The 26,509-nt window shown below is 45.3% G+C and carries 20 protein-coding genes and 1 pseudogene; 18 read left to right on the forward strand and 3 right to left on the reverse strand.

The annotated features are described in order from the left end of the window. Positions 1-189: 189 nt before the first annotated feature. Complete coding sequence (locus FC82_RS02080; RefSeq protein ID WP_054759061.1) at positions 190-975, forward strand: alpha/beta fold hydrolase; 786 nt, start codon at positions 190-192, stop codon at positions 973-975. Between the two features lie 4 nt (positions 976-979). Here FC82_RS02080 and FC82_RS02085 read toward each other — a convergent pair whose 3' ends face one another. Continuing rightward, positions 980-1,930 (reverse strand): sugar-binding transcriptional regulator, encoded by a 951-nt coding sequence (locus FC82_RS02085; RefSeq protein ID WP_054759063.1) that lies wholly within the window; start codon positions 1,928-1,930, stop codon positions 980-982. Between the two features lie 666 nt (positions 1,931-2,596). On the opposite strand from FC82_RS02085, the gene FC82_RS02090 reads away from it, so the two are divergent. The 9 genes from FC82_RS02090 to FC82_RS02130 all read left to right on the forward strand — a co-directional run bounded on the left by FC82_RS02090 (position 2,597) and on the right by FC82_RS02130 (position 12,492). Further along, positions 2,597-3,754, forward strand: a complete 1,158-nt coding sequence (locus FC82_RS02090; RefSeq protein ID WP_054759065.1) for an NAD(P)-dependent malic enzyme — start codon at positions 2,597-2,599, stop codon at positions 3,752-3,754. Between the two features lie 14 nt (positions 3,755-3,768). Further along, on the forward strand, positions 3,769-4,827 hold the full coding sequence (gene citC / locus FC82_RS02095; RefSeq protein ID WP_054759067.1) for a [citrate (pro-3S)-lyase] ligase: 1,059 nt from the start codon (positions 3,769-3,771) through the stop codon (positions 4,825-4,827). Further along, on the forward strand, positions 4,817-5,110 hold the full coding sequence (gene citD, locus FC82_RS02100) for a citrate lyase acyl carrier protein (RefSeq protein WP_054759068.1): 294 nt from the start codon (positions 4,817-4,819) through the stop codon (positions 5,108-5,110). The genes citC and citD overlap by 11 nt, the downstream gene beginning before the upstream one ends. A gap of 2 nt (positions 5,111-5,112) precedes the next feature. Beyond that, positions 5,113-6,027 carry a citrate (pro-3S)-lyase subunit beta gene (citE, locus tag FC82_RS02105; protein WP_056996068.1) on the forward strand — a complete coding sequence of 305 codons (915 nt, stop codon included), beginning with the start codon at positions 5,113-5,115 and terminating at the stop codon, positions 6,025-6,027. Then, positions 6,017-7,555, forward strand: coding sequence for a citrate lyase subunit alpha (gene citF / locus FC82_RS02110; RefSeq protein ID WP_054759072.1), 1,539 nt, complete (start codon positions 6,017-6,019; stop codon positions 7,553-7,555). The genes citE and citF overlap by 11 nt, the downstream gene beginning before the upstream one ends. A gap of 280 nt (positions 7,556-7,835) precedes the next feature. After that, complete coding sequence (gene citX / locus FC82_RS02115) at positions 7,836-8,396, forward strand: citrate lyase holo-[acyl-carrier protein] synthase (RefSeq protein ID WP_054759074.1); 561 nt, start codon at positions 7,836-7,838, stop codon at positions 8,394-8,396. After that, on the forward strand, positions 8,393-9,238 hold the full coding sequence (locus tag FC82_RS02120; RefSeq protein WP_056996069.1) for a triphosphoribosyl-dephospho-CoA synthase: 846 nt from the start codon (positions 8,393-8,395) through the stop codon (positions 9,236-9,238). The genes citX and FC82_RS02120 overlap by 4 nt, the downstream gene beginning before the upstream one ends. Before the next feature lie 290 nt (positions 9,239-9,528). Further along, the gene (locus tag FC82_RS02125) at positions 9,529-10,917 is read left to right on the forward strand and encodes a class II fumarate hydratase (protein ID WP_056996070.1); all 1,389 of its coding nucleotides are present in this window, start codon (positions 9,529-9,531) and stop codon (positions 10,915-10,917) included. A 186-nt stretch (positions 10,918-11,103) separates the two neighbouring features. Next, complete coding sequence (locus FC82_RS02130; RefSeq protein ID WP_054759076.1) at positions 11,104-12,492, forward strand: flavocytochrome c; 1,389 nt, start codon at positions 11,104-11,106, stop codon at positions 12,490-12,492. Between the two features lie 65 nt (positions 12,493-12,557). Here FC82_RS02130 and FC82_RS02135 read toward each other — a convergent pair whose 3' ends face one another. Next, positions 12,558-13,421, reverse strand: a complete 864-nt coding sequence (locus FC82_RS02135; RefSeq protein ID WP_056996071.1) for a LysR family transcriptional regulator — start codon at positions 13,419-13,421, stop codon at positions 12,558-12,560. 115 nt (positions 13,422-13,536) lie between these two features. Between FC82_RS02135 and FC82_RS02140 the strand changes: the two genes are divergently transcribed. From FC82_RS02140 to FC82_RS02175, 8 genes and pseudogenes are all read left to right on the forward strand, one after another. Then, positions 13,537-15,471, forward strand: a complete 1,935-nt coding sequence (locus FC82_RS02140; protein WP_056996072.1) for an aconitate hydratase — start codon at positions 13,537-13,539, stop codon at positions 15,469-15,471. Then, positions 15,458-17,734, forward strand: coding sequence for a hydratase (locus FC82_RS02145; protein ID WP_056996073.1), 2,277 nt, complete (start codon positions 15,458-15,460; stop codon positions 17,732-17,734). Before FC82_RS02140 ends, FC82_RS02145 begins: the two co-directional genes overlap by 14 nt. Next, positions 17,727-18,857 (forward strand): isocitrate/isopropylmalate family dehydrogenase, encoded by a 1,131-nt coding sequence (locus tag FC82_RS02150; protein ID WP_056996074.1) that lies wholly within the window; start codon positions 17,727-17,729, stop codon positions 18,855-18,857. Before FC82_RS02145 ends, FC82_RS02150 begins: the two co-directional genes overlap by 8 nt. 115 nt (positions 18,858-18,972) lie before the next feature. Beyond that, entirely contained in the window at positions 18,973-20,403 is a 1,431-nt protein-coding gene (locus tag FC82_RS02155) for a sodium:solute symporter family protein (RefSeq protein ID WP_056996075.1), read from the forward strand. 27 nt (positions 20,404-20,430) lie between these two features. Further along, complete coding sequence (locus tag FC82_RS02160; protein WP_054759086.1) at positions 20,431-21,495, forward strand: lactonase family protein; 1,065 nt, start codon at positions 20,431-20,433, stop codon at positions 21,493-21,495. 32 nt (positions 21,496-21,527) lie between these two features. Next, positions 21,528-22,178, forward strand: a complete 651-nt coding sequence (locus FC82_RS02165) for a LuxR C-terminal-related transcriptional regulator (RefSeq protein WP_054759088.1) — start codon at positions 21,528-21,530, stop codon at positions 22,176-22,178. 174 nt (positions 22,179-22,352) lie between these two features. Continuing rightward, positions 22,353-23,054: pseudogene (locus tag FC82_RS17075) on the forward strand (PhzF family phenazine biosynthesis isomerase). A 352-nt stretch (positions 23,055-23,406) separates the two neighbouring features. After that, positions 23,407-24,828, forward strand: coding sequence for a carboxylesterase family protein (locus FC82_RS02175; RefSeq protein WP_054759092.1), 1,422 nt, complete (start codon positions 23,407-23,409; stop codon positions 24,826-24,828). Positions 24,829-25,085: 257 nt separating this feature from the next. On the opposite strand, the gene FC82_RS02180 is transcribed toward FC82_RS02175, so the two are convergent. Next, positions 25,086-26,504, reverse strand: coding sequence for a DASS family sodium-coupled anion symporter (locus tag FC82_RS02180; RefSeq protein ID WP_056996076.1), 1,419 nt, complete (start codon positions 26,502-26,504; stop codon positions 25,086-25,088). Positions 26,505-26,509: the final 5 nt, after the last annotated feature.

The raw sequence follows: 26,509 nt of genomic DNA on the forward strand, positions 1-26,509 counted from the left end.
CTTAAGCTTCGCTCCTTGCCTTGCGGAACAAATTTCACCAAGTTGCCAAACCGCATCACATATAATATAGTAATAAAAAAACAGTTATGGCAGTTGTCCATAGCTGTTTTTAGTGTTTAGGGATAGTCCCAAACACCCCGTTACACATTGTTGCAGAGTCTCATGATACTAATCAGTAAGGAGAAACAAATGAAATTCAAAACCAGTGATCACGTTCAATTAGATTACTCAGATGTCGGTGACGGCCATCCTGTTTTACTGCTGACAGGAATTGGTGCGTACAAGGAGATTTGGCAACCAACAGTTACTTTCCTGGTGCAGCAAGGTTACCGGGTTATCAGCTTGGATGCTCGTAACCAGGGTGCTTCCCAACGGACCTTCAAGGGCCAGCGAATGAGCCGTCACGCACTAGATGTTGAGGAATTACTGACTTCTCTTAATTTGAATGAAGTGCTCGGCATTGGCAACTCGATGGGTGCCTCCACGCTGTTCGCCTATGCGTCTTTGTTTGGCGCAGGGCGGTTTAAAGCGTTCGTTGATATTGATCAAAGTCCCAAAATGATAGCGGATGATAACTGGGACTTTGGGTTTAAGAATTTGACCTGGGGCAACTTCCCCGAGATGTTGAACCTGCCGTTTGGTCGGTCAACGGTGACCCCCGTTACCGAACAACTGCGTCAAATGGTCAAACAAACCCGTGATAAGCATCCTTACGATTCTGCCCGTAACCTTGCATTTTTAACGGATCATGCTTTTCAGGACTGGCGGGATGTTATCAGCCAATTGTCGATTCCGCTGCTCATTGTAGTGGGCGAGAAATCGCCTTACTTTAACCCGAAATTTGCTGAGGTGACGGCTAATCTGGCACCTCAAGGACACACAGCACAAATTAAAAACGCCGGCCACATTGTGATGTCTGAGCAGCCTGCGTTGTTTAACGAATGTTTGTTGCAATTTATGCGTACTTTAATGTAGAAAACTAGTCGTTGTTTTGTTCGAGCAAGACTCGATTTGCAACGGATTCGTTAGTCACAAAATCCGTCAGCAAACCGCCGCGAAGGGCACCTAACAACGCGCGACCCTTGAATTTGCTCTTGACGATGCCCATTCGGTGAGGGACTGACAATATCACATCCATTGAAGCGCCGAACAATTTGTCGTTTCCCTGGTTGAGAATATTCCCATTAACATCGTATGGCCGACCGTAAAGCATGCCGGCGACATCGTTGGAATCGACATTGCCGAGAATTTCAGGTTTATGGTTGCGCCATAAGGGAATCGAATCAATGGAGGCAATTGTCCCAACACCCGCAAACAACATGTCCATTTTGCTCATGGTGGAAAAGGCGGGAATCAAAGCTGGTTCCTTCTCAAAAGCCTTGCGAGTGTCATCGTTTAAGATGTACAACGGGCCGGGTACGGTGAGGTAGCGGGCGCCGAATTTAGTGGCCGCTTTTTGAACGAGTGGTGTTGATCCCAGTGCTGAATTGTATTTCAGGTTATCGCCCATAAACTGAGTGAAGGTCACGTCGTCGTAAACTTCGGCTTGGAAGTGATTGATGACGTTTGCCACCGTCCCGCCCCATGAGATGCCGATAACGTTGCTGCGGTGCACCATGGACTGTAATTCTTCAGCGGCGAATTCGACGATGTTTTCGTAGTCTTCGTTTGAAGTGTCAGCGTCTTTCAAAATATAGGCGTTTTGAACATCGAACAACTTCTTAAACTGGGCTTCCATTTCCAGATTGCGGTCAATCGGTGCGTTGATATTGATTTTGACCAAGCCGGATGCAATCGCATCATCCAAGGATTTAGTAATCAGATACCGACTAAGATCGTATTTTTTTGAGATTTGAGAAATTGTTAACTTCGATAAATAGTAGTCTCTGGCAATGTTGGCCAGTTGTTCGCGATACTTCATGTCTTCCATAATGGGGTGAGCCCTCCTGCTGCTTGTGGTTTTTGTTAAATAGATGGTCGATTTAATTAAGGTTGGTGCAGTTTGATGATTTTCGGCGTATTCGTAGTCGACTGCTAGATTGGTAGTACCTGGCGTCTTTTTCGGTGATTTAGCCTTCATAAGGCGATTCAAGCGGAAAATCCGGGATGAAGCGCATTGAGCTTGTTGTCTGCCTTGTTTTGGCGATGTGGGGCAATTCGATATTGCTGAAACGTGTTGCATAAGGCAGAGGTTACTACGTCGGGCTTTTCTGCCCAAAAATCAGAATGCTGATTGCGGGAGTATTTGTCTGCGTTGCTTTAGCGACGTGGGGCAATTCGATATTGCCGAAACGTGTTGCGCAAGGCAAGGGGCTCCTGCGTAAGGGACTTTGACCCAAAACGGCAAGTCCAGCCTTTTTCGGCCAAAGTCCCTTACGCTCCGACCCTAGGCGCCTTACTCCACACTCTGATTCTACTCTTTTCCAATCCAATTTGGTTGATTTATTTAAATATATTTATCATAACAGAAAAAGTCTTTTTAAAAATATTAAAAAATCCATTTATATTTGAAAAAGTTCAAAAATTGGCGTAGAATTAAGATGTAATAATGATTGATAATTAAATCACAAGTAGCAAGTTTGGAAGGAAGATGCTCATGACGGAAACTGAAGAGATTTTAAAAGCGCATGAAGATCACACGGGTGTCTTAGATATCCAGTCTGACCTTGCTGTTCATAATAAGACTGAGCTGGGAAGAGCTTACACACCGGGCGTTGCGGTTATTTCTAAGATGATTGCCAAGGACCCGAGTCTTAAGAACAAATACACGGTTAGTGGTAAATTAGTTGCTCTCGTGACGGACGGGTCAGCCGTTTTGGGGCTTGGTAACATCGGCCCCGCTGGCGGACTGCCAGTTATTGAGGGCAAGGCTTTGTTGTACAAGGACCTTGCTGGTATCAACGCGATTCCAATTGCCGTTGACCAAGTCAGTGCCGATGAGATCGTCAGCACTATCAAAAACACCGCTAAATCATTTGCTGGGATTCATTTGGAAGATATCGCAGCCCCAAAGTGTTTTGAAATTGAAGAAAAACTCAACGAACAACTGGACATTCCGGTTTACCATGATGACCAGGAGGGAACTGCCATTGTTGTTTTGGCGGGTCTTATCAACGCTGCTAAGGTAACCGGCCGTTCGCTCGATTTCATGCACGTTGTGATTAACGGAGTCGGCGCCTCAGGATTGGCCACTGCAAAGCTTTTGTACGCTGTCGGCATTAAACATTTAACACTGATTGACGTATACGGTGTTGTTACGGCTAACGATGACCGGTACAATAAGTATCAGCGTGATATGGCCAAAACGTTAAACACACCAAGCGATATGTTGGGCAAGCAATTGACTGATGTTATGGATGATCAGGATGTGTTTATCGGTTTGTCGGACAAACATTTGCTGAGTCAGACCGACGTTCACCGCATGGCAAAGGATCCAATCATCTTCGCACTGGCTAATCCAGTCCCAGAAATTGAACCTGAGGATGCAGCGAAGGCGGGTGCAAAAGTGATTGCGACTGGTTCAAGCCAGCATCCAAACCAGGTAAACAACATCTTGGCATTCCCTGGCCTGTTCAAGGGCTTGTTGGAAAGCGGCATTACCCACGTGGACGCCAAACTCCAAGAAGTCGTTGCCAAGGCCTTAGCCAGCGTGGTTGCCAACCCAACGGCTGACGAGATCGTACCCGGCGTGTTTGACGACCAAGTGGTCAAGACCGTGACGGCAGCCGTCGTCGATTACGCGAATACTCTTTAATACTGGAGGCATTTATGGAAAACGCAATTGTGGATCTCTACCTCAATAATCCCCAAGTCAAACAGCAGTGGCGCGACTTTCTGACGTCACTCGACATCACCAATTTTAACGATAATGAAGTCGACAAAATCGATTTTACGATTGGCATCTATGATGGTGACCATCTGGTAGCAACGGGGTCAGCAGCCGGCAATGTTTTGAAATACATTGGTGTCTGCAACAAGGGGGTCACTCCGGGCGCCCGGTTCAACGCCATCGTTGGCGAACTGGTCAACCGGCTGTTCCAACAACACGTTTTCCACCAGTTTGTGTTCACGAAACTCAAGTATTCCGAAAGTTTCCAGCACATTGGGTTCAGTGAATTGACGCATTCCGATACCGCTGCCTTTCTTGAAAACGGCAGTCCGGATGTTAACGACTACCTAGCTGATTTACCGCGCGTGGCTGAGCAAGCATCGCGACGGGTGGCAGGCATTGTCATGAACGCCAATCCGTTTACCCTGGGACACCGTTACTTGGTTGATCAGGCGGCTAAAGAAAACGATGTCGTTTACGTGTTTGTCGTGAACACGGATGCGTCATTGTTTACAACAGCTGAGCGGTTTGACCTCGTCAAGGCGGGGGTAGCTGATCTCACCAACGTCATCGTGGTGGATGGCGGTGAGTATATGGTCAGTTACGCCACCTTTCCGGCGTACTTTTTGCCCACCCCAGACCAGACAGTCCGTTACCAAACGACGCTTGATGCGCGCATCTTCAGAAACGTCATTGCACCAGCGCTTCACATTCAAACGCGGTACGTGGGTTCCGAACCCGTATCGCGCACGACCGGCATCTATAACGAAGTCCTGCAGGCGGAATTACCGCCGGTGGTCGGCGTTAAAGTTGTCGATCGTAACACTACCGCACATGACGACTACATAACAGCCACTGCGGTCAGACGGTTGATCCGTGATGATGATCTTGAACAGGTGCAGGCCCTTGTACCCGCCAGCACCTATGATTTCATCGTTGCGCACAAGACCGTTTTACAAGCACGTATCCAGAAAGGAATGAACATTGATGGAAATTAAGGAAACAGCCGTTGCCGGGACCCTCGAATCATCAGACATTCAAATCATGGTATCGGAGGGCACGAACGGGATCGCCATTGATCTGCAATCAGACGTCGAAAAACAATTTGGCGATCAGATTCGCAGCGTCATTACTGAAACACTGAACAAGCTTGGGGTCACTGACGCCAAGGTTAAGGCCGTCGACAAAGGGGCTTTGGACTGTGTTGTCAAAGCCCGGACCATCGCGGCTGCCCAACGCGCAACGGACACCACTGATCAACCTGCTTGGGAGGTATTGTAATCATGGCTGAAAATGAAGAACGTTTACGCCGGACAATGATGTTCGTTCCCGGCAATAATCCCGCAATGGTGAAAGATGCCGGCATTTACGGTGCCGACTCCATCATGTTTGACTTGGAAGATGCTGTTTCCATGGCTGAAAAAGACGCTGCTCGCGACCTCGTTTACGAAGCCCTGCAGACGCAAGATTACGCTGATGCCGAATTAGTCGTTCGGGTCAACGGTCAAGATACCACGTACTACGACAACGATGTTAAGGCGATGGTCAAGGCTGGCATCGACGTTATCCGGTTGCCAAAGGCCGAAACTGCTGACATGGTGACTAAGTTAGATGCCGACGTTGCTGCTGCTGAAAAAGAATTCGGCCGAAAAGCCGGTTCAACCCACATCATGGCCGCTATCGAAAGCGCCAAGGGTGTGCTGAACGCTCCAGCCATCGCTGCTGCCTCTGACCGTATGATCGGGGTTGCCCTGTCTGCCGAAGACTACACCACTGACATGAAGACCCACCGTTATCCAGACGGCGCCGAACTGGAATTTGCCCGCAACATGGTGCTTCACGCTGCTCGGGCAGCCGGCATCGCCGCCTTTGATACTGTGTTCACCAACATGGATGACACGGAAGGCTTTTACCGCGAGACCCGGTACATTCACCAACTCGGGTTCGACGGCAAGTCACTGGTCAACCCACGTCAAATTCCAATGGTCAATGAAGTTTACGAGCCAACGGAAAAGGAAATTTTGAACGCTAAGAACGTTATCAATGCCATCGAAGAAGCCCGCATTAAGGGATCCGGTGTCATTTCGATGAACGGCCAAATGGTTGACCGCCCAGTTGTGCTCCGGGCACAACGCGTCATGCGGTTAGCTAAGGCGTCAAACCTAGTAGACGAGGAGGGCAATTACCTTGAAAAATAGTGTGAATCGCGACTTACCAGATGATTTAATGAAAGACTTAGACTACAAACCCTTTGAAACGACTGAGATCGGTAACCCCGATATCCAGCGCGTGGCACCTTCAGTTCACGTCTCGACCGGTGATAATAAACTGGTTGACAGTATCAAACAGGTCGTGGCTGACACGGTCAAGGATGGCATGACCATCTCATTTCACCACCATTTCCGTAACGGAGACTTTGTCTTTAACGAAGTGATGCGTGAGATCATTGATGCTGGTATTAAGAATTTAACCTTGGCACCATCTTCGCTGACGGGTGTCATGAACGACATGGTTATCGAAGCTATTAAGGCCGGGACCATCACTAACATCACCAGTTCAGGGATGCGTGGCTCGTTGGGCGATTTTGTTTCCCATGGCGGGTTAAAGAACCCCGTTATTTTCCGTTCTCATGGGAACCGTGCCCGTTCAATCGAACACGGTGACATCAAAATTGACGTGGCTTTTCTCGGTGTTCCAAACGCTGATGAATTAGGAAATGCCAACGGGATGACAGGTAACGCTGTGTTTGGCTCATTGGGGTACGCCTTAATGGACGCCCAATACGCTAACAAGGTCGTTCTTTTGACCGACAACATCGTTTCATACCCGAACACGCCTGCTTCAATCAAGCAGACCCAAGTGGATTACGTGGTTAAAGTTGACAAGGTCGGGGATCCAGATAAGATCGGTTCCGGTGCGACACGTTTCACCAAGGATCCTAAGGAATTGAAGATTGCTTCGACGGTTAACGATGTCATCGTCAACTCACCATACTTCAAGCAAGGTTTTTCATTCCAAACTGGTTCCGGTGGGGCAGCCTTAGCCGTTACCCGTTACTTGCGTCAGGCAATGCTGGACAACAAGATCACCGCATCATTTGCCCTTGGCGGCATCACCAAGCCAACGACCGACCTATTGAAGGAAGGGTTAGTTGACAAGGTCATGGACGTTCAAGACTTTGATAAGGGTGCTGCTGAATCCATGCATTCAAACCCGAACCAACAAGAAATCGATGCGTCTTGGTATGCTGATCCTGATAACAAAGGGGCCATGGTTGACCAATTAGACGTTGCCATTCTGAGCGCTTTGGAAATCGACACCAAGTTCAACGTGAACGTCATGTCCGGTTCTGACGGTGTTATCCGTGGCGCCATCGGTGGTCACCAAGACGCCGGAACCGCTAAGCTGACCATTATTTCGGCACCACTGGTTCGTGGTCGAATCGCAACTGTTGTGCCTGATGTTACGACGGTTGTCACCCCTGGAGATTCCGTTGACGTATTGGTTACCGAATACGGAATTGCCATCAACCCTAAGCGCAAAGACTTGCAGGCATCCTTGAGTAATCTGCCCGGTGTTCCTGTCTTCACCATTGAAGAACTCCAGCAGCTTGCTGAAAAGAAGGTCGGCACGCCGAAGCCTTTGGCATTCACTGACCGCACTGTTGCGCTGATTGAATACCGTGACGGGACGATTATTGATACCATCAAAGAAGTTAAAGACTAGGAATTTTTGGGCACTTTCGCGGTCTGCATCGCGTTGGCACGTTGCTGTATATCACTGACCAGGTGCTAACGTCTCCTTCTTTGTGAAGCATTTAAAGAGGGTTTCTGCCAGTTTTCGGAGAATTGACTCTCACTGGCAAATAATACCGGCGAGTCTGAATCCTTCGGCAACAGCCGTGCCCTTTTTTCCAAAAACGAATCCATTAATATAAACAAAAGACGCCCGATAGTTGCACAAGTTGTGTTTCCGTTGGGCGTTTTTTCAAGAGAGGAATTACAACATGACGTCCATTTTTCAAACGGGTCAGCCACAGGAAATTGTGGATGTCCTTAAAAACCGGGATGAACGGGTTGCTTATCAGCAGGCTGTTTTAACGAAGTATCCCCAAACTACCTTACTGGCAATTAAACTGAATATTCCTGGTCCTATTAAAAATAATGAAGCCATTCGCGCAATTTTTGACGCCGGAATGCTGCGGTTTTACGACGCGTTAGTGAAGGTGACGACTGATTTTACAACGTTGGCACAGTGGGACAAACCAACTGGTAACGAGCTCTTTATTCGCACTGATATGGACGCGCTGACAATCAAGAAGCTTGCCGTTGACTTTGAAGACCATGATACGCTGGGCCGGCTGTTTGATGTGGACGTGATGAGTACGGCAGCGGATCACTCCCTATCACGGGCGGACATGGGTTTACCTGTGCGCAAGTGTTTGATCTGCGACCGAATCGCGAAGGACTGCGCGCGTTCACGCCGTCATTCCGTTGCTGAATTACAAGCTAAGATCAGTACCCTTTATACCCAAGAATTTGAAACAAGCGGCGGGGTGATCGATTGAGCCAGGAAGCCATTGTGAGTGCTGCCTTGCGGGCACTGCTGTATGAAGTGACCGTTAACCCGAAGCCCGGGTTGGTGGATCCCGTTTCAAATGGCCCGCACCCTGATATGAACGCGTTTATGTTTATTGATAGTGCGGTGAGCCTGCGGGCCTACTTTGAAGAATGTGCACGGTTGGGCACAGCGTTTACTGGTCATGATCTAACGGCATTGTTTGCCCAGATCAGACCAGTGGGTGTCCAGGCGGAGAAAACGATGTTTCAGGCGACCCGCAACACGAATACGCATAAGGGTGCCATTTTTTCGCTGGGTATTCTGGTTACCGCTGCCGCGTACCAGGGTGACGGGACCACGAATGAACTGATGCAGATCGTCCGGCAAATGCTGACGGGACTGACGAAAAATGATTTCGTCGGGTTGCCTGACAAGCCGGAAGCGGAACTAACTGCCGGTGAACGCCAATTCTTGAAGTATGGTATCAAGGGTATTCGGGGCGAAGCAGAAGCCGGCTATCCAACGGTGATGACTTACGCGCTGCCCGAATTACGGCAAAGTGTCGGGACAATCAATCAGCGCCTGTTAGACGTATTGCTGACCATCGTGCGCCATTCGGTGGACACGAACCTCGTTAAGCGTGCAAAGTCCGACAGTATCATTGATTGGGCGCACGACCAGGCCGACCGCTACTTTGAATGGGGCGGCAGCAAAACGGCCGAGGGCATGACGTTCTTACATGAGCTCAATGCAACGTTTACCGAACGTCATTTGAGTTTGGGCGGGTCGGCTGATTTGCTGATCCTGACCATCTTTCTTGGCATTCGTGAAGGTATTCTGATCAGCTAATTTAACCAAGTACACCACAATGTTGCCAGAACGGTCGTGACAATATTAATGTGAAAAGACAAACTGACCGTAAAAAATATTTTATTTCTCAAAAATATCTGAATCATGGAATTATATCAGTCTTAAACGCTGTTATATCAACAATATAAGCAATGATTATAGGTTGGCAAAGGTTTGACTATAATCATCGAAGGCCGGTAAGATTAGTGACATAGGGAATATTTGAGCAATAAAATTATTTTTTTCACAAATAATTAAAACGGTTTCAAAAACTATGGAGGTTTTACATCATGACAGAAGATTATCGGATTGAATCAGATACCATCGGTGAAGTTAAGATTCCAGCAACTGCATTATGGGGCGCCCAAACGGAACGGAGTCGTAACAACTTCCCAACCGGTGCCAAGATGCCGCTTGAAATCATCAAGGCCTTGCTACAGATCAAGAAGGCTGCTGCCATTGCGAACAAGGAAGTTGAGGCTATTGAAGGCCAAAAAGCTGATTTGATCGTGAAAGCCATCGATACTTTATTAGCCCTGGATGACGAAGATCTGCGCAAGGACTTTCCACTGGTGGTTTACCAAACCGGTTCCGGGACCCAAACCAACATGAACGTTAACGAAGTCGTTGCCCATCAAGCTGCTAAGATCAACGCTGACATCGAAATTTTACCAAACGATGATGTCAACCATGGTCAAAGTTCAAACGATATTTTTCCAACGGCGATGAACTTGACCGCTGCCGCTGCTGTCAATCGTTTGGAAGCATCATTACAACATTTAATTGATGAATTAAAAAAGAAGCAAGAAAAATACTGGACCACGGTTAAAATTGGCCGGACCCACTTGCAAGATGCTACGCCATTGACATTTGGCCAAGAAGTCAGCGGCTGGGTCAGTGCGCTGGAACATGATCTAGGGTACATTCAAACGTTGAGTCAAACTTTAAGTGAAATCGCCATGGGCGGGACTGCCGTTGGGACTGGTTTGAACGCTGCGCCTCACTTTGCTGACATCATTGCCGAAAAGATGAGCGATTTGTACGGCTTGAAGTTTACCGCCGACAGCAACAAGTTTTACGGTCTGGCTCACCACTCAGGGTTGAACGTGGTCCATGGGGCCATCAAGACCTTGGCAAGTGATCTGATGAAGATCGCCAATGATGTGCGTTTCTTAGCCAGCGGTCCACGTGCCGGCTACGACGAATTGAACATTCCTGCAAACGAACCAGGTTCATCGATCATGCCCGGGAAAGTTAACCCAACACAAGCTGAAGCAATTACTATGGCAGCCGTTCGGGTCATGGGAAACGACGTTGTGGTTAACGTGGCTTCCAGTCAGGGTAACTTTGAAATGAACGTCTACAAGCCAGTGCTTATCGATGCCTTCTTGGAATCAGCTGAACTGCTTGAAGGAACCATGCGCGGATTTGCTGACAAGATGATTGCCGGCTTGACCGTCAACGCTGCCCGGATGGAAGAATTAGTCGACAACTCATTGATGACTGTGACGGCTTTGTCACCACACATCGGCTACCACGAAAGTGCAACTATTGCGCAAACTGCTGAAAAAGACGGCACCACGTTAAAGGTTGCTGCTTTGAAGTCTGGACTGGTTACAGAAGAACAATTTGATAAGTGGGTCGTTCCGATTGATATGACCAACATTAACCAAAAATAGCGTGTGGAAGAAGGCGGTTGAGGGCGGAGCAGAAGACGCTTTCGGCAGGAAATCCTTGTTTTGGATTTCGTGTTGGAGGTGGTTTCTGCAGTCGCCCTCAACTTTCTGAAACACGTTTCAGCTAGGCAAAATAGAACTTCCTAGCCAGCAAACAGCGCATTAAAACAAATCAAAAGAGGTAAAATCATGGCTGAAAAATTCACTTTCACACCAACAGATATTAGCACGTTAAAAGATCACTATGACGTTATCGTAATCGGTTCCGGCGGGGCCGGCTTGACGGCTGCCATTCAAGCCCATGAATTAGGGTTGAAACCCGTCATTCTTGAAAAGATGGACAAGATCGGCGGCAACACCACCCGAGCCTCATCAGGAATGAACGCTGCCGAAACGCTGGTTCAATTGAAGCATGGCATCGTTGACAGTTTTGAAGACTTTTACGCTGAAACCTACAAGGGCGGCGGCGAAAAGAACAACACCGAACTGTTGAAGTTCTTCTCTGAACATGGCGCCTTAGCCATTGATTGGTTAGCGGACCACGGCATTCATTTGGATGACATTACCATTACCGGTGGGATGAGTGTTATGCGGACCCACCGTCCCAGTTCTTTAGCCCCGATCGGCGGTTTTCTGGTCACCGAATTTTTGAAACAGGTTGCCAAAGCAGGAATCCCATTGTTTACCGGCGTTAAAGTTACTGAACTGGTCAAGGACGGCGACAAGGTCGATGCTGTTAAGTTAGACATTGCCGGCAAAACCAGTGAATTGAAGGCCGATGCAGTGATCTTGGCTACTGGTGGTTTCGGTGCCAACCAAGAATTGTTGACGAAGTTCCGGCCTGATCTGAAGGGCTACAAGACCACCAACCAGCCAGGTGCAACTGGCGACGGGATCAATTTCGCCCACGCATTAGGGGCTAAGTTAGTGGATATGGATCAAGTCCAGGTCCACCCAACCGTTCAACAAGACACGCCGCACGCTTACCTGATCGGTGAAGCTGTTCGTGGTGAAGGTGCCATTTTGGTCAACAAGCATGGCGACCGGTTCACCAACGAACTGGACACCCGGAAGAACGTTACCGCTGCCATTGATGCCTTGAAAGAGGGCGGCGCCTACCTGATTTTTGACCAAGGTATCCGGGACCGGGTCAAGGCCGTTGAATTCTACGACCATGTTGGATTAGTTACTACTGGTAAGACAACGGATGACCTGGCTGATCAACTTGGCTTTGATAAGACCGCGCTGAACAATGCCGTTTCAACCTGGAACAAGGCTGTTGCTGCTAAAAACGATGCCGAATTCGGCCGGACAACGGGGATGGAACGTGATATTGAACACGCGCCATTCTTCGCTATCCATATCGCCCCAGCTGTGCACTACACTATGGGCGGTATCGCCATCAACCACAAGACCGAGGTGCTGGATGAAAACGGTCAAGCAATCACCGGCCTTTTCGCAGCTGGCGAAATCGTTGGCGGTTTGCACGGGAATAACCGAATCGGCGGGAACTCGATTGCTGAAACTGTTATTTTTGGTCGGCAAGCAGGGCAGCAGGTTTATAAGTATATTAAGTAAGGAATTTCTAAGTTTTAAAAAGGCCGGGCAATTGAGCTCGACCTTTTTTGTATACTTATATCAAATCATAATAGAACTGCATTTTCTTTAATAAAGGATACGAAGCTGGCTACTGCCGGTGACCGTAGACTATTTTCGTAATAACATAGCCAAGTCGAACGGGTGAAGTCCTTGCCATTTTGCCACCTAAGAGGTTTGACATATCCCTTGAAATTCTTGAGTACGATCTTTGGGAGAATTGCCCAACCAAGACCAGCAGAAACAAATGCTAAAGCTGTGTCTATATTGCTAGCAGTCATTCTGACTGGTGGTAAAGCAGAAAAACGCTCATTATACCAGTGTTCAATTTGACCCTTTAAATAAGGGTCAGTATTGTATTCAATATAATCAGATTGTTGCAACTCATCAAACGAAATTTTGGATAGATTGGCTAGACAAAGCGGTTCATCAGCGAGAAGTTGTTTGCCGTCGTTCCATGCATAACCTTCTCGAAGTATAGCTACCGGAGTTTCCTGATTTTTTAGGAGCGGATACACATCCCAGCTCCGACCGGTTTTAACACTGATGTTAACTTGAGGATTCAATTCTAGATATTTTTTAAGTAGATCCGGTAGTCTAAATCTAGCAAAAATAGACGTTACACCAATCGTTAATGAGCCATGAATCTCATCACTAGTCGACAATAAATCTGCCTGTAATGCTTGATAATCGTTTTTAAGTATCTGACAGTGTTGAATGAATTTGCGACCGTTTGGGGTAAATTCAATCCCACTGTGTTCGCGAATGAGCAGATCTGTGCCGAATTCATCTTCTACTTTTTTAATTCGGTTAGTCAGCGCTGGCTGAGAGAGGTACAATCGTTGTGCCGTTTTTGTAATGTTTTTTTGGTCGTATAGCGCTAACCAAAGCTCGACATCTTTAAAATCCATTACAGAGTCCTCCATAACTTATTGTAATCGCTAACATAATAATACCATATTTTACATTATGGTTGATACACCTTATTCTTAACATGTAAACAAAATCACAAATGGGGTGAACAACATGGGTTTAACAGTAGCAGAAAAATGTATTCAAAACTCAATTGTCTACGGTGATATGACAAAGCGTGGCAGTCGAATCGGCATCCATGCCCATCAAACACTAGGACACGATTTGAACGCAATTATGACTTTTCTAGCTCTCAATCAGTTAGGAATTGATCATGTTAAAACGGAACTCTCTGTACAATACATGGATCACAATATGATTCAAGCGGATTATAAAAATGCTGATGACCATCGCTTCTTACAGGAAATGACAGCAAAATATGGTGTGGTCTGCGCACGTCCCGGGAGTGGCATTTGTCACCAGCTTCACCTCGAACATTTTGGTATTCCGGGTAAAACGCTTATCGGTGGTGACTCACACACGCCTTGTCAAGGCGGTTTAGGAATGTTTGCCGTTGGCGTTGGTGGTTTTGATGCTGCCATGGCGATGGCAGGCGAACCTTTATATATCAAAATGCCATACATTATCAACATCCATCTTACTGGTCATTTACCAGCAAAGGTTTCTGCAAAGAATGTCATTCTTGAAGTACTTCGAAGAATTGATGTTAAAGGTGGTGTAGGAAAAGTTCTTGAATATAGTGGTCCTGGTGTTAAGACGCTGAACGTTGCGGAACGGTCTACAATTACGAACATGGGTGCAGAAACGGGTGCTACTACATCAATTTTTCCGAGTGACGAAAACACAAAAGCTTGGATGCGCGCTTATCATCGTGAGGAAGATTGGATTCCTTTAAGTGCTGATGAAGATGCTCATTATGATGAGGTAATGGAAATTAACTTGAACGAGCTTGAACCTCTTATTGCATTACCTTCTTCACCGGGAAAAGTCGTTCCAGTCCGAGAGGTTGCCGGTCGCAAAATTGATCAAGTGATGCTAGGAAGTTGTACGAATACTGCATTGAATGATATGAAGTCAATTGCGAATATCATGGAAGGCCATACAATCAGTGATTCAGTGGACGCGGCACTTTATCCTTCAACTAGAACTGTCATTGCAGAAAGTATCAAGCGTGGGTACTTCAATTCGATTGTTGACTCTGGTGTTCGAATTTTTGAACCAATGTGCGGTGGATGCAATGGTTGTGGGTTTGCACCACAAACTAAAGGTGTTTCTATTCGAACCACACCGAGAAATTTTCCAGGTCGTAGTGGTACTAAAGATGATCAAGTATACTTGGCAGCCCCTGAAACAGCCGCTGTTTCTGCTATCACTGGAGAGATAACGGATCCACGAGATGTTGATATTCCAGAATTTAGTTACGAGTTGCCAGATTCGTTTATCGAACCCTCTAATTTATTTTATACACCACATTACGTTGACGAAGTTCATTACGGCCCAAATTTGAAACCGATTCCAAAATTTGGTAAGCACGACAGTGTTGAATCTGGTGAAGTACTTTTGAAGTTGCCAGACAATATTACTACGGATCATATTTGTCCTGCTGGTGCGCTTTACCTGCCAATTCGCTCAAATATACCAGAAATTTCCAAACACTCTTTCATGACTATTGATTTAACTTTTCCGGATCGTGCCAAGGCTGCTGAAGGCGGTGTTCTTGTTGCGGGTGAAAATTATGGTCAAGGATCAAGTCGTGAACAAGCTGCGATTATTCCACGTTTCTTAGGAATCAAGGCTATTTTAGCTAAAGACTTTGCTCGTTTGCATCTTGCCAACCTAGTCAACTGGGGTGTCGTCCCTCTAACTTTCAAGAGTGATGATGATTATCAGGCTATCGACCAAGGCGATACGCTCACGGTAAAGTTAGACGAGATGCAAGCAGGTCAAGATGTAACTGTTATCAATGAAACAAAAGGAGCGACCTTCACTGTTAGCTCACCGTTGAGTACGGAAGATATTGAGACGGTAAAATGGGGTGGCCGCTTGAATCAAATGCGAAATAGGAGTGATAGCCATGTTACTGCATGAAAAGGGACAATTCTATCAAGACGATGAGTTAGTTGAAGCCACAAATGTTAATCCTAAGAAGATTGAAGCAGGTCGGGCTAAAACTATGGCTTACAAAATCATTAAAGAACATAATACCAGTCATTCAATGACTGATTTACGGTTAAAATTTGATGCTATCGCTTCACATGACATCACGTACGTTAGCATTATTCAGACCGCAAAGGCTTCAGGCATTGATCACTTCCCGATTCCTTACGTGCTGACAAATTGCCATAATAGTTTATGTGCAGTTGGCGGCACCATTAATGCTGATGATCACCGATTCGGATTATCGGCAGCAAAAAAATATGGTGGTATCTTTGTGCCGCCTCATGTAGCAGTCATTCACCAGTACATGCGAGAAATGATGGCTGGGGGAGGCAAAATGATTCTTGGTTCGGATAGTCATACACGATATGGTGCCCTTGGCACAATGGCCATTGGTGAAGGTGGCGGTGAGTTAGTTAAGCAACTGATGGGTAAAACATATGATGTTGCATATCCAGAAGTTGTTGCCATTCACTTAACTGGCAAGCCTAGACCAGGAATCGGACCACAAGATGTAGCACTAGCGTTGGTAGGTGCAGTGTTCAATAAGCGGTTTGTTAAAAATCGGATTCTTGAATTTATCGGCCCTGGCATTCGCCAATTGGATCAAGACTTCCGTAATGGAATTGATGTGATGACTACTGAAACAACTTGTCTCTCATCAATTTGGGAAACAGATGATACAGTCAAAGACTGGCTCACAATTCATGGACGAGCTGATGATTATAAGAAACTGACCCCTGAAGATGGTGCGTATTATGATCGTAGCATCGATATTGACCTGAGTAAGATTGAGTCCATGATTGCTTTACCATTCCACCCAAGTAACGCATTCAGCATTCACGAATTGAACGCTAATTTGGATGACATCCTAGGCGAAGTTGAAGCCAATGGGGAAAAACAATTAGATGGCAACGGTTTGCACTTGCAACTGCGAGACAAGGTGCATAATGGTCGTCTTTATGCGCAAGATGCTTCAATTGCTGGTTGTGCCGGCGGAACTTTTGGTAATATTCGCGCGGCTTCTCATATTCTTGATGGACATGCAATTGGAAGTAAAGATTTTGCTTTAACCATTTATCCGTCAAGTATGCCAATTTATCAGCGATTAGTTGATACGGGAGAAGCATCAACAATGATGACAGCTGGTGCAATATTTAAGACTGCTTTCTGTGGCCCTTGCTTTGGCGGCGGTGAAACGCCAGCTAATAATGCATTGTCTATTCGACACACGACTAGAAACTTTATTCACCGTGAGGGCTCTAAACCTCAAGAAGGGCAGCTTTCATCAGTGGCTTTGATGGATGCACGTTCTATTGCAGCCAGTGCATTAAATGGTGGCGCAATTACGGCCGCGACAGATATTGATTTTAATGAGCCACATACACCTGTTTATAGTTTTAACCCGAAGATTTATAATAACTTGATTTTCCATGGTGAAGGAAAGGCCGACCATGATCAACCATTATTATTTGGTCCAAATATTAAGAATTGGCCGAAATTTACCGAGATGCCCGATTCGCTACTGGTTAAAGTCGCTGCATATTTGACAGATCCTGTAACGACGACTGACGAACTAATTCCTTCAGGGGACACCTCTAGCTATCGTTCAAATCCTGAAAAGCTCGCAAGTTTTGCGCTTTCTAGAAAGGTACCAGAATATGTCGAACGTGCTAAGCTTATGCGCAGTGCAGAAACTCAACGTCGAGACGGTGGGGCTCAAACACAAGTTGATCCCGATTTAACGAGAGTGTACGATGGTTTTCAAAAAAAATTCTCTGATGTGCAACCCAACGATGTGATGTTAGGCACTATGATTTATGCGCATCGACCAGGTGATGGTTCTGCTCGTGAACAAGCAGCTTCTTGTCAAAAAGTCCTCGGAGGTATGGTCAATGTTGCTCGTGAGTATGCTACAAAGCGTTATCGTTCTAATCTTATAAACTGGGGCATTTTGCCACTGTTGAATCAAGACTTTAAAGCGGCACCTGATGATTTTCTGTATTTGACCGGTATTCATGATTTTTTGGCGAATGCTGGTACACAATTAACTGGGTATTTGTTCCACGAAGGGAAGTGGAAGGACTATACGTTTGAAATTGGCGCGTTAACCGATGATGAACGTAAGATTCTTCTTTCAGGTTGTTTGATTAACCTAGATCGCAAAGAAATGCTGGCGAAAATTCATGGATAGTTTAGAAACAAAAGATGCAACAGCTCAATTTTCAGAATTATTAATACAAGAAAAAAAGCGTGAGACCGATTTGGCAAATCACAAATCACCACAGGTAAAAACGAATACAATTGGGTTATTGCCTGGTGATGGGATTGGTCCTCGCTTGATGACACAAGCAAAACGCGTATTGAATCAATTACTGCAATCAGAAATTACGGCTGGCAATTTTAAAATGGAAGAGATTTCAGGTTGTACCTTAAATGATCGGTTAAAAGCGGGTCAAGCCGTTCCAAAAGACGTCCTTGAAAAAATTAAAACTTATCCAGTATTACTCAAGGGACCAATGGCCACGCCTAAAGCTGGGGAAACCAGTAAAAATCTTGAAAGCGCTAACGCTAAACTTCGGCGCTCTCTTGATTTGTATGCCGCAATGAGACCAATGCAACTTGATAATGGTCGTGAATGGACTTTTTTCAGAGAAAACATAGAAGGTCCATACTTGTTCGGGAGTAAGGGTGTTCAAGTAGATGACGAATTATCAGTTGATTTCGTTGTTCTAACTCAGACGGAGATTACGCGATTAGCTAAGCGTGCATTCGAATACGCTAAGAATCATGGTAAAACGGATGTAGCAGTGGTTACAAAGGCAAACATCGTTAAGTTAACTGATGGCAATTTCTTGAAAACTTGCCAAGAAATTGGTAAAGGATATCCCGGTATTACGGTGACACCCTATTTCGTAGATGCAATGGCAGCTAATCTGCATAATCCAGAGTTTGGTAATCAACTTCAGGTTGTTATCTTGCCAAATTTGTACGGGGATATCATAACAGACATTGCGGCTCAACTACAGGGTGGCCTGGGGTCAGCGGGATCTGCTAACATCGGCGATGATTATGCCATCTTTGAAGCAATTCATGGCACCGCCCCGTGGCTGTTTGAACATCATCTAGAGGATTATGCTGATCCAAGGAGTTTACTCAGAGCTGTTGCAATGTTGCTTGATCATATTGGTTATGCTGAACAGTCGCAACGGCTAACTGATGGGTTAAATGGATTAAGCACTAATGCTGATTTGCCAAATGCAGACAACCATGTAACTACTGCTAACTATGTCACTACGTTATTAGAGAGATTATAGATTTATCATTGAGAGATAATTGATAGGAAGCAGGGCGAGGGAGATTCCCCGCCTTACTTCATACCTTCACTTGTGAACAACCGAACTTATAGGCTAACGCTTGGAGGCGAACACCATGAAGCTAGAATCAACTTCAGTCATTATTATTCTAGGTATCGTTATTGCTTACATTATTTTTACAGGTTATTTAAGTGTCCGATGGAGTGGCAAAACAAACAGTGATTTCATGACGGGTAGTCATGGCTTACCAACTATTGTTGTTGGGGTGTTAATGATGTCCCAATTTATTGGGGCAGTCACACTTGTTGGGACAGCACAAACTGCATTTACAAGTGGGGTAGCGGCATTTTGGTCTATCTTTGCAGCTGTTATTGGGTTTATCATTTATGGTTTGTTTATTGTTAAAAAATTGTATGGAACTGGTGGGTTCACAATTTCCGGTATCTTGGAGAGTAAATTCGGTCCTTCAACCAAGTACATTGTTTCGATTATCATGATCTATGCATTATTTTTAACCAATGTGGCTAACTACATCAGTGGTGCTAGTATCCTTGCCACCATTCTTGGTATTAATCTAACACTGGCAATGGTTGTTGTTGGGGTTGTTGGCACATTGTATTTCTGTATTGGTGGAATGAAGAGTGTGGCCTACGTCACGATGGTGCACACGTTTGTTAAGTACCTTGGTTTAATTGTCACCTTAGTCGTCGCATTGATGTTAACTCATGGATTATCACCAGTTATTCATGGCCTGCCACACTGCTACTTCACCGGTTCTGGGAAAATTGGGTGGGCAACGATCATTGGCTGGGTCATTACTTCAACGGGTTCGATTTTTTCCACTCAGTATATCTTACAATCAATGTCATCTTCCAAGAGTGAAAAAAGTGCGCAACATGCAACATTTTTAGCTGCCGGACTTTCGTTACCTCTCGCTATTGTTTTAGCTTTAATTGGCGTTTGTGCGCGATTCTTATTTCCTAAAATAGACAGTTTATATGCGCTTCCGGCTTTCTTAAGCCATATGAATGTGTTCGTTGCGGCGTTTGTTGCTACCGGATTATTGGCGGCGGTGTTCATTGCTGTTAGTGCGTTATCATTGGGCGCTGTGTCACTGATCGTTCAAGATTTTTATGTACCGCACTGGAAGCCGGAGCCCAAACAGCAACTTCGGACAACACGAATTATTTCCGTAATTGTTGGTTTATTGCCACTGGTCTTTGCGTCCATTACACCGCAAGTTTTGTCGATGTCCTTTTTTACAAAGGCAGTTCGGGTTTCGATTGCTATCGTGGCAGTCATTGCCTTCTACTTGCCGCATTTTACGGATACGAAGGGTGCGAATATTGCTTTGGTCGGCACGGCAATCATCTCAACAGCCTGGTATGTATTAGGAGATCCATTTGGAATCAACGATGTATTCGTCGCTTTACTGTCACCATTATTTATCATGGTGTTGTATAGCGGGGCTATGAAATTGATTGGGCGTTCAACCACTGGCAAGGCAGTGACGATTTCGGTGAAGAATGAGCATGTTTCAAAGTAGAAGTACCAGACAGAAAAGGTGGAAATTATGACTTATCAAAAATATATTTATGTTGGTTGTCGCACAACTCAGAAACGGCATGCAATTGGCAAAGGTATTTCAGTATATGGTATTAACGAACAAGGAAACTGGGATTTAGTCGATATTAGTGGAAACTTGGAAAATCCATCATTCCTGACATTAGATAAATCACGCAAATTCTTGTATGCAATTCATGGGGATTTTGGCGATATTACGGCTTTCAAAATTTTAGCTGACGGTAAACTTGAGCAACTAAATACAATAACGTTAGATGCAAAAAATCCAGTACACGTCGTTGTTTCAGAAAATAATCGGTTTTTAATTGTACCATTTTTAACCAGTGGAGATGTGTATACGATCGAACGCGATGTGAAGTCCGGTGAGTTGCTTGGCGTAGCCTCTCATAAGGTCGTTGCTGGTCTCAAAGAAAATACGGTATCCCACCCGCATCAAATTTGTTTTGATGGAACTCAAAAACGTATTATTGTGCCTTGTCAAGGACGCGATGCTGGTCAAAGTAAGCTGGTCGTTTATGATTTTAATGAAGATACAGGCAAATTGATCGAGATTTTTGAACGAACAACTCGTTTGAAGGCCGAGGCACGGCATGCTGCTTTGCATCCAAATGGTAAATTCCTTTATGTTGTAAGTGAACATGACAGCACAATTGCATTCTATGTTTACGACGAATTAAAAGGCACCATGATCCCGATTCAAATTTTAAGTACAATGCCAGATACTAAAACGGGTGATTGCTGGGCTAGTGGTGTTGCTATGGATAATGAGGGGAAATATATCTATGTGTCCAATCGAGCTGATAATTCGATTACATGGTACAGTATCAATCAACGGACAGGCTACCTAACACTAATTGATAATGTGAGTTGCTTAGGTGTTCACCCCCGTTTTATCACCTTAGGACCAGCGGGCAAACATCTTTATATTGCTAATAAAAACACGCACACCATTTGCAGATATACACGGGATGGACAAGGAAATTTGATTGAACCTAAATTAATGGCGGAGACGGGTAGTCCAACATGCGTGGCTTTTTCATGGATTGCAAAATAAATGATTTTTATAGGGAAAGAAGGTGAGGCTCTGTGCATCGTGTTCTTATTGCCACTGACTGCGCAATTACCAACGCAGGAATAACAGCCATTATTAATCAAATTCCAGGTTTTAATGTAATTGGACAGGTAACAAATGGATCTGATGCTGTTACTCGGGTTGCAAATGGCGCCATCAATCTCGCTGTTATCGACCTGTCAATGAGAGGTGAGAATGCGTTGTTTGTGCTAGAAAAACTGCATCGACGTTTCCCAAAAGTCGGCATTTTAGCCATGGATACTGTGAGCATGTTTAATCAACCTGCAGAAGCTATTCGCAAAGGGGCGTTAGCTTACTTATTAATGAATTCACCAATAAAAGAATTTGGGAGAGCTATCAGTGCGGTCTCACAGGGTAAACTCTACCTTGATACTAATTTATTGATGAATAAAAGCGAAGTTGCACAACTTAATCATTGTCACGAACCTTCACAAACTTGCGGGTATGATACATTGTCAGACAGGGAACGCGAAGTTTTACCACTAGTCATCTTAGGGTACAGCAACAAGCAAATTGGACAGCGACTATTTATTTCGGTTAAAACAGTTGAATCCCATAAGGCAAATATTATGCGAAAACTGGCAGTAGACTGCCATTGTGATTTGATTAAGTACGCGATGCAGCACCATCTAGTGACATTTTAATAACAATCTTAAAAGTAGGCAATTAGCCTACTTTTTTGCGATAAAAGATAATTAAGGAGTGAACGCCTAATGACAACATATGACATTTATTAAGTGGATGCTTTTACAAAGAATAAATTGGCTGGAAACCCCACAAGTATAGTCATGGATGCACGTGAGTTAACTGATGATTAGATGATTCGAATTACTCGAGAAACGAACAATTCCGAAACTGCATTTATAATTCCAGAAAAAACAGATGAGTATGATGTTGAAGTTCGCTATTTTACACCTGCAGAAGAGGATCCAATTTGTGGATATGCCACGATTGCAGCACACTATATTCGTGCCAAACGATTAGGGTTGAAATCTAGTCGGGTATTAGCAAGAACCAAGGCAGGAATTTTACCTGTTGATATTACAGTGGCAATGACGCAGAGTCGAGCAATTTTGCTTGAGCCATTTGACAAAATACTAGAACAACAATTATTAACTGCACTCAATATCTCAAAAGAAGATTTACTGCCAGAGTATCCCGTTCAAGTTGTATAAACAGGCCATTCCAAAGTTATGGTACCGTTGAATTGTTTATTGACATTAAATAGTTTAAAACCCAGTTTAAAAGGCTTAACGGCCCTAAGCAAACAAATTGGTTGTAATGGGGTTTATCCATTTTGTATTTCTAGTCAAGATCCTTTTGAAATTCGAGGACGAATGTTTGCGCCTATCTCCGCTAATAATGAAGACTCAGTTACCGAAAGTGCGAACGGTGAAGTTGGAGCATACATGGTGTATCATGGATTAGCCAAAGTAAAGAATGGTACGTTCGAAATGACAGCAATTATGGGGAAAGATTTTGAAACGTCCGGGACGTGTTCGAGTCACTGTCAAAGTTGATGCGGGTTTACCAACGAAGGTTCAAATTACAGGTGAATCGGTAGTGGTTTTTAAAACGCGTGTTGAGTTGTAAATTAACACATTCTTTGAATAAATAAATTTTGCTGATTCACTGGCAAGCTTTATTATTTAGTTATGATAATTAGCATTGGAATAGGAATGGTTACTAATAACTTTAATTATCTGGCTCAATGACGACTAAAATTAAAGAATTTGTGCGAGTCATAACCCCACATTGTCTCATGGCATCGTTCTATACTGGACATATGCAAGTCTTCAAATTTTAGATTCAGTAGGCAGCACACGCTGGGGGATATATTGTGTGTGCAGATATAAAAGGAGATAGTTTAGGATGAGAGTAATTACGTCTAGCGGTTTAGTTGAAGGTCAAGCAGAAAACGAAGGTAACATTGCGTTCATTGGCATTCCGTTTGGCAAAGCACTTCGCTTCAAGCGACCAACTTCGTACCACGGTGACAAAAATAGTCCAGTTAACGTTAAAGATATTCAACCGCTTCAACCCACGGCAGGGTTTGACGCGGTTAATAAGACGGCGACTAAAGAAATTAAAAAAATGGATTTAATGAAAATACCGGATGATGTGACCGTTGGTGAGAACTGTTTGAATTTGACGGTCACAACGCCGGATATTGAGGGGAAACTTCCTGTCGTTGTCGACTTCTTCGGTGGCGGTTTTGCGATGGGCGGCGACTTGCTCACGCCAACCATGAAGTGGCTCAAGGATGAAAAAATTGTTTACGTTCGGTTTAATTACCGTGTCGGTATCCTTGGCTGGGCACAACTTCCAGATATTGCCGATACAAACGTCGGCATGTACGATCAGAAATTGGCGTTGGAGTGGGTCATGACTAACATTTCCCGCTTTGGTGGCGATCCCGAACAGGTGACGTTGGTTGGCTCTTCAGCCGGCGCAAAATCAATCTCGGCGTTAATGGCATCGAATTTCTCTGTGATGGACAGCATTTCCAGAATCTGGACGGTCAGTGGCGGGTTTCAAGCCATTCGTGACATGAATACAGCCTCGAAGGTTAGTCAGAACTTTTTGGAAATTAACGCTATTACGCAAAATGATTTGTTGGGTGCCAGTTCAAAAGAGCTGATGTCACTGCAACGCAAATTCAATGAACATGCCAATACGAACGATTTTGGCCCTGTTATTGACCGCGAAACGATCAAGGAAGACTGGCGGGCTGTTTTGGATGACCGCTTGAACAAAACGCATTTGCACGCGATGGTGTCGTCCAGTGACCATGAATACGCAATGCAGGCGACACTTGCCGGCAACAGTAGAATCCAGCTGTCTGAAGACGCAAAGAATTTGTTTGGCAAAAATACCGACCTAGTCCTAGCCGGCGTTGACACTAAAGACCAACTTGTCGATGCGTTAGGTAAAGCTATGTATCGGCTACCGAGTGACCGGACGGCAGAAATATACGCACAAAATACGAATACTTCAGTCTGGGTCTGCCATTCCAATATGATTGGCGGTGTACACACTTCTGATGCAGCGGTTTTGAACATGGCTGAAGGGCTGACTACATTAACGTCACTGATTCAGGCGTGGCAAGGACGGTTCCTGACCTTTGCAAAAACTGGCGTGCCTAATGGTTCTGGGGATGACGAGTTCGATTGGTTGAAATATCGGACTGAAACGCGGGTTTACGCACAATTAGATCCTGATGGCCCAAAGTTAGCGGTTTTAGATGATGATGCACTGAAGAGTAAATTGCCTTTACAGGCGTTGGTACTGTAAAAAGAGAATAAAAAAAACCGGTTAAAGACTGGCACAGAAGCGGGTGACATAATAAACAGTTTCCGCTCTTGGAATATAAAGCACCCCAGTCCAACATCCCTAATGGATGTTGGACTGGGGTGCTTTATATTCTGATGTTGCAGGTCAGGTTCAAAATGGCCGCGCTAAAATGGTCATCTTGGAGATGCTATGGTCTCTGTGTCAGTCTTTTCCACTTCACACTGCAGCAACGCCATAGTAGAAATCTGTTTGAATGATTACCATATGCCAATCACTTTCATCCAAAGCGCGCCAATGCCACCCCAGACAATCAGGTAGAAAATACCAAGTACGAAGTTCATCTTCCACCAGTCACTTTGTGTCACGTATCCGGGGCCGAACATGATCGACGATGGACCGTTAGCGTAGTGGGTAGTTGAGCTGAAGATGGCACCGTCAAATCCCAGTAATAGAGCTGCCAGCATTGGTGGTGCACCTGCTGAGACGGCGACCCCTAGGAAAGCGCCATACATAGCTGATACGTGGGCCGTGGCGCCCGCAAACAGGTAGTGAGCATAGAAGTACACGAGCATCAAAACAGCAAGCACAACGCCCCAACCAACGCCATGCAGACTGTTACCGATGGCTTTTGACAACCAGGGGATGAAGCCTAGGGTATTCAACTGTCCCGCCATAAAAATTAGGATCGAGAACCACACCAGTGTGTTCCAGGCGCCGGTTTCATGCAGAATATCGCTCACAGACAGTACCCCGGACAATAGGAGCAGTGAGACTGCCATGAAGGCAACCAGCGTTGCGTCCAAGCCGATAAAACTTGATAGCATCCACAAAACCAATGCCAGCAAAAAGATCACCCCCATCAGTTTTTCAGGCAAACTCATCCTGCCCATTTTTACCAATTCAGCATCGGCCCAAGCCTTTGCGTTAGGCGTATCTTTCACCTCCGGCGGATACATTTTGTAGATGATCAATGGCACAAGAATTAGACTGATTAGGCCGGGAACAACACCTGCTAAGAACCAACCCATCCAGGTAATGTTGATATGCATGGACTTAGCCAGTGCGACAGCGACCAGGTTTGGCGCCATGGCAGTCATGAACAGGCCGCTGGTGGCAACGTTGCCGTGAAACGCTGAAAAAATCAGGAAGGAACCGACTTTTCGTTGGGTGCCGTCCTTTGGGTTAGAGTCGTAGGCCGCGGAGACGGATTCGATGATGGGAAAGACAATCCCGCCTGCCCGGGCCGTGTTGCTTGGCGTGGCTGGCGAGGTGACCAGATCGACACCAATCAAGGCATAGGCTAATCCAAGAGTGCGCTTCCCAAATAATCTGACGAATATTAAGGCGACCCGTCTGCCTAACCCAGTATTCACGAAGCCCCGTGACAGGAAATAGGCCATGGCGATCATCCAGACGGTGCTGTCGCCAAACCCGGTCATGGCGTCGTCAATCGATGTGACGTTAAATAGCACGCACACGGTCATCGCGATGATGGCAACACCGGCAATCGGTAACGGTTGGCTGATACAACCGATAATCGTCGCGACAAAAATTGCAAACATGTGCCAGGCGTTTAAGGAGACGCCGGCCGGCTTAAACGGCGATAGGAACCAAATTAACAGCCCAATCAAAATCGGCCAAATGAGTTTTTTGTATTTCACTTGATTTAATTTCAATGTGT

The sequence above is a fragment of the Secundilactobacillus collinoides DSM 20515 = JCM 1123 genome (genome assembly GCF_001435975.1).
GTDB lineage: Bacteria > Bacillota > Bacilli > Lactobacillales > Lactobacillaceae > Secundilactobacillus > Secundilactobacillus collinoides.

What these genes read in the sequence shown, in the direction of transcription:
- FC82_RS02080 (WP_054759061.1), top strand. Translation starts at nt 190, where the DNA reads ATGAAATTCAAAACCAGTGATCACGTTCAATTAGATTACTCAGATGTC.
- FC82_RS02085 (WP_054759063.1), bottom strand. Translation starts at nt 1,930, where the DNA reads ATGGAAGACATGAAGTATCGCGAACAACTGGCCAACATTGCCAGAGAC.
- FC82_RS02090 (WP_054759065.1), top strand. Translation starts at nt 2,597, where the DNA reads ATGACGGAAACTGAAGAGATTTTAAAAGCGCATGAAGATCACACGGGT.
- citC (WP_054759067.1), top strand. Translation starts at nt 3,769, where the DNA reads ATGGAAAACGCAATTGTGGATCTCTACCTCAATAATCCCCAAGTCAAA.
- citD (WP_054759068.1), top strand. Translation starts at nt 4,817, where the DNA reads ATGGAAATTAAGGAAACAGCCGTTGCCGGGACCCTCGAATCATCAGAC.
- citE (WP_056996068.1), top strand. Translation starts at nt 5,113, where the DNA reads ATGGCTGAAAATGAAGAACGTTTACGCCGGACAATGATGTTCGTTCCC.
- citX (WP_054759074.1), top strand. Translation starts at nt 7,836, where the DNA reads ATGACGTCCATTTTTCAAACGGGTCAGCCACAGGAAATTGTGGATGTC.
- FC82_RS02125 (WP_056996070.1), top strand. Translation starts at nt 9,529, where the DNA reads ATGACAGAAGATTATCGGATTGAATCAGATACCATCGGTGAAGTTAAG.
- FC82_RS02130 (WP_054759076.1), top strand. Translation starts at nt 11,104, where the DNA reads ATGGCTGAAAAATTCACTTTCACACCAACAGATATTAGCACGTTAAAA.
- FC82_RS02135 (WP_056996071.1), bottom strand. Translation starts at nt 13,421, where the DNA reads ATGGATTTTAAAGATGTCGAGCTTTGGTTAGCGCTATACGACCAAAAA.
- FC82_RS02140 (WP_056996072.1), top strand. Translation starts at nt 13,537, where the DNA reads ATGGGTTTAACAGTAGCAGAAAAATGTATTCAAAACTCAATTGTCTAC.
- FC82_RS02145 (WP_056996073.1), top strand. Translation starts at nt 15,458, where the DNA reads ATGTTACTGCATGAAAAGGGACAATTCTATCAAGACGATGAGTTAGTT.
- FC82_RS02150 (WP_056996074.1), top strand. Translation starts at nt 17,727, where the DNA reads ATGGATAGTTTAGAAACAAAAGATGCAACAGCTCAATTTTCAGAATTA.
- FC82_RS02155 (WP_056996075.1), top strand. Translation starts at nt 18,973, where the DNA reads ATGAAGCTAGAATCAACTTCAGTCATTATTATTCTAGGTATCGTTATT.
- FC82_RS02160 (WP_054759086.1), top strand. Translation starts at nt 20,431, where the DNA reads ATGACTTATCAAAAATATATTTATGTTGGTTGTCGCACAACTCAGAAA.
- FC82_RS02175 (WP_054759092.1), top strand. Translation starts at nt 23,407, where the DNA reads ATGAGAGTAATTACGTCTAGCGGTTTAGTTGAAGGTCAAGCAGAAAAC.